The sequence below is a fragment of the Microbacterium marmarense genome (assembly GCF_037204165.1).
GTDB lineage: Bacteria > Actinomycetota > Actinomycetes > Actinomycetales > Microbacteriaceae > Microbacterium > Microbacterium marmarense.
This window is the reverse complement of the sequence record NZ_JBBDGL010000007.1, coordinates 1-4,352: the sequence shown is the minus strand read 5'-3', so window position 1 is coordinate 4,352 and position 4,352 is coordinate 1. Positions and strand designations below refer to the sequence as shown.

Genomic DNA, 4,352 nt, shown 5'->3' with positions numbered 1-4,352 from the left:
ACCGTCGCCGAGTGCGAAAACTCCGTCGCCCCATCCGCCACAGACTGCGTGCTCTTCACCAACACACCATCCTTGAAGATGTTCGCCACCACACGGTTCAACCCGGTATTGTCCGCAGCATCCACCTGAATGTCGAGCTCCAAGAACGGACCAGCCGTCGAAGGCGAGACCAACTCAACCACCGGACGCTCAGTATCAAGCTCCGGCTCGGGCTCGCCGCCCTCGGCGATGCGGTAAGTCTCGCCAGCTTCGGCTTCGAACCGGATGGTGCGACCATCCTGTTCGCCGTCATAGTTGGCGACGGCCTCGATAGCAACACGGTTGCCGCTCGAGTCTGTGACGCCCTTGTCCGCGATGCCCTCAGCCGTCACGGTAAGGGTCTGTGACGCATCAGGCGTCAACACGGCCTCGGAGAGCGCACCACCTGTCCAGGCCATGTCGACTCCGACGCTGCCTCGAGCGCGCAATCCTTGAACTGAGCCTTCACTCCAGACCTCAGGCATCGCTGGCAACAGTTCGATCGCATCGCCCTGCGACTGCAACATCATCTCCGTGGCACCGGCGGTACCGCCGAAGTTGCCATCGATCTGGAACGGCGGGTGCGCATCCCACAGGTTGTTGTAGGTACCTCGCTTCAGCAGGTTGCTGTACAAGGTGTGTGCGCGATCCCCATCTCGCACCCGCGACCAGAAGTTGAGCTTCCATGCCATCGACCAGCCGGTCGAAGCGTCGCCGCGGGTATTCAACGTGACCTTCATCGCCTCGACGTACGCGTCATCTTCGGCGCTTCGGCCAGCTACGACCTGGTCGCCTGGGTGAAGCGGGAAGAGGTGGTTGGTGTGACGGTGGTTGCCGTCACCCGTGAAGTCGATGGCGATGGCATTCTGCCATTCCTGCAGCTGTCCTCCCGGATACGTCTTGCCGTCCGCGGTGTAGTCGCCCTCTGGAGCGATCTGCAATCCGAGCATTCCTGCCTTGGCTGCAACGATCTCGTCGATATAGGCGTCCTCGGCAGAGCGTCCTTCGAGTCCGTTCTCGGTATCGGCATCGTCGAGACGACCGCCCATCGCCTCGTGAGCTTCGATGACGTCCTCGAAGAGACCGTTGACCACGGCTTGGGTCTGCGTTGCACCTAGCGAGTACGGTCCGTGCTCAGGCGAATACGACGGACTCACCACGAGCTTGTTGCTTGAGGTGTCGACCACCAGATTGTCGACCCAGAACAGAGCCGCGTCTCTCAGCATGTCGTAGTGCTCTTCTAAGAAATCAGTGTCAAGCGTGAACTGGTAGTGCTCCCACAGGTGCTGGGTGAGCCATGCACCGTCCTCTGGGCTGAAGAACGCGCCCGACACAGCGGGACCGGTGTTGCCCCACGTGTTCACTTCGTGCCAGACCGTCCAGCCGCGGGTGTCTTCGCCGAACATGCGCTGCGCACCGACGGTGCCTCGTGGGACGAGGTTGTCGATGAAGCTGATCAGCGGCTCGCTCAGCTCCGAGAGGTTAGTTTGCTCTGCGAGCCAGTAGTTCATCTGCAGGTTGATGTTCGCGTGGTAGTCGCCGTTCCATGGCGCAACCTTGCCGTATGCCCAGATTCCCTGAAGGTTCGCCGGAAGCGAGCCCTCACGCGACGAGGAGATCAGCAGGTAGCGACCGAACTGATAGTAGAGCGTTTCGAGGTAAAGATTCTCTGCGGCTGTGTTGGTCCCACTGCGGTACCCGTCGAGCAGTTCGATCGTGGTCTTGTCTTCGACGGAAGCGACGTTCCCGAGGTTCAACTGCACCCGGTCGAACAGCTCTTTGTAGTCCGCGACATGAGCCTCGTAGAGCTGTTCGTACGACTTCTGCGACGCAGCAGCAATTCGCTCTGCGACGTCGATCAATGGATCGCGACCATCGAAATAGTTGTTGAGCGGATCCTCGCCTGCGTATGGCTCATCAGCGGTGATGTCCTGCTGATAGTTGGTGTCCGTTGTCGTCAGAACCAACACTGAGTCAGCGTTGCTGACCGCGATGGAATCGCCCACGGTAGTCATCTCGGCGTTCTCTCCCACCGGAATGACCTTCAACTGCTGAGCGTAGTGAAGCCCGTCGTTGAACTTGTTGATCTCGTCAGCGGCATCGTCGTGCCCACCAACCCAGCCGGTGGCCGTGACCGTATCGCCATCCGCGACAATCGAGTTCGGGTCAATCGGCTGAATCGAGAACACCTGATTGATCGAGCCCGGCTCGGATGCGTTCAGGCGGATCGCCATGACGTTGTCGGGGTTCGAGATGAAGTACTCCCGCTCGTAGTCGACATCGCCGCGTGTATACGAGACTGTGGCCTTGCTCTCATCGAGGTCGAGGCCTCGGCGGTAGTCGCTGACGAGCGCATTCTCGTCAACGGGAACCGGCATTGCGATCTCCGACATCTGCGGGTTGTCGTTCGCGCCAACGAGCGCGGTGACGGTCATCTTGAACGAGCTATAGGTTCCCGGAACATCAGCAGTGAACTCCTTGTACGCCGTGCGTGCTGAGCCAAATTGAGCGTCATCGACGGTGTCGATCAGCACCCATTCGCCAGAACTCGACTTGGCGTACAGCGTCCACGTCTTGAAGTCACGATTGGGTCGGTCATTGCCCGTCGCGAGGCGATAGGTCTCGACAGCGAACGGTTGCGAATATGCCCACTCCACGTCGTAGGGATTCTCGGGAGTGATCGCACCGGAGTTGAAGGCGAACATCTTCGTGCCGGTGTCGCCGTCGAAGAGGGATGCCGAGCGTTCCGCTGCGTTGTCGGGGTGTTCGTGGTTCGCTTCGTTGCTCACCAGCTCAGGACCGGTCGCGGGTGCGATAGCGATGTTGATCTCTGACATCTGCGGGTTGGCACCGCCCTTGGTCGCCGTAACAACCATCTTGAACGAATCGTAGACACCGGGGGCATCAAGATCGAACGACGTGTATGCTCGACGGCTCGACGGGAGCGCCCCATCTGAAACGGCGTCTACGAGCACCCAGTCGCCGGCTCCGTCCTTCGCAAACAGGTCCCATGCCTTGAAATCGCGCGGCGCCTGGTCGCTGCCTGTCGCGAGGCGATATGTCGTCGCGCTGATCGAAGCCGAGTAGGACCATTCGACCTCATAGGGGTGCTCTGCACTTGGTGTGCCGAATTCGTCGGCATACATTTTTGTGGATGTGTCGTCGTCGAATAGAGCTGCGGTCCCTTGCGAGGGGTTGTTTGGGTTCTCGTAGTTCGAAGAGAACGAATCGAGATTGATGATCTCATCGGACCCGATAACGACAGTGCTGAGTTGACGGTAGCTGCCAAAATCCGCCTTGGTGCCCTTCAGCTGGTTCACGATGCCGGTGATCTGAGACATCGTGGCAGCGTCAGGTGACGTAGCAGGCGTGATGTTGCCCTCAGCATCAACCGTGGCCGGCGTCGTTGCATCCCACGCCTCTTGCAACATCTCTTGCGCGGTTTGGATGTTCGCAACGTTCTCTTCGGTGCTCTTGCTGCTGAAGCCGCCGTCATAGTCTGGGTTCTGCCCAGGGCCACCCGACCAGTAGGTGTGATCATTGACAATGATTTCTTCGGTGTCGACGCCTCCCATGATGCTCGCGCCCATATAGCCGTTGCCGAGCGGGATGCTCTCCTTCTCCCACGCCTGGGCCTTGTCAGTGGCAGGTCCGGCTGGTGCGGAGTACCAAGTCTTGAGCGCTGGCTGTTCACCAAACTGCGTTGCCTCTTCGGCGCCTGTCGCGGGAACGCCTATGCCGACCATGCCGCCAGTGGCGAGCACAACAGCGAGCGAACTTGCTACCCATCGCCTCGGTGTCGGTACGCGACCGCTTCTTGGCGTTGGGTACTGCGGATGCTTTTGCGTGGGCACAGTTCCGGCTCCTTTGCGCGGGGTCTTATCTGGGAGAACTCTCGATCAGACTTAGCCGTGCCGCGCCATTCACACACTCTCGATATGTGGTTTAAAACACTAAATCGAGATATACATGAGTAGCAACTGCTCGATCTTCTCTGCTTCGAGACGACACCGTGAGGCTAACATTTATCCGATGTCTTGTCACTGGCTTTCAAGTTAAAGGTGTTTCTTCGCGATCAACGGTCGAAAACATAGGATGAAAGCGCGCGATATCCGAGGTGCCCAAACATCGGGATTCTGACCTCGCAGCTTTTCGTGTGTGCCCAGATAATTAGGATTCATCTCCTCACGCGTTGTCGTCGACGACACGATGATGGCCGGGTCGCGTTGCGCGGCCCGGCCATCCTTGATTTCAGGGGTTAGTAGCTGCCGAGGTCTTGCCAGACGCTCGCGCCGGGAGTTGCGTTGCGGGTCCACCACTTCGCTTTCCAGACA

Annotated in this window: 2 protein-coding genes; both read right to left on the bottom strand. The window is 59.2% G+C overall.

Annotation, left to right across the window (positions count from 1 at the left end; all coding sequences use genetic code 11):
- On the bottom strand, positions 1-3,872 hold a 3,872-nt coding region (locus WDU96_RS13570; RefSeq protein ID WP_337339065.1), incomplete at its 3' end, for a glycosyl hydrolase family 95 catalytic domain-containing protein.
- 201 nt (positions 3,873-4,073) lie between these two features.
- On the bottom strand, positions 4,074-4,352 hold a 279-nt coding region (locus WDU96_RS13565; RefSeq protein ID WP_337339064.1), incomplete at its 5' end, for a hypothetical protein.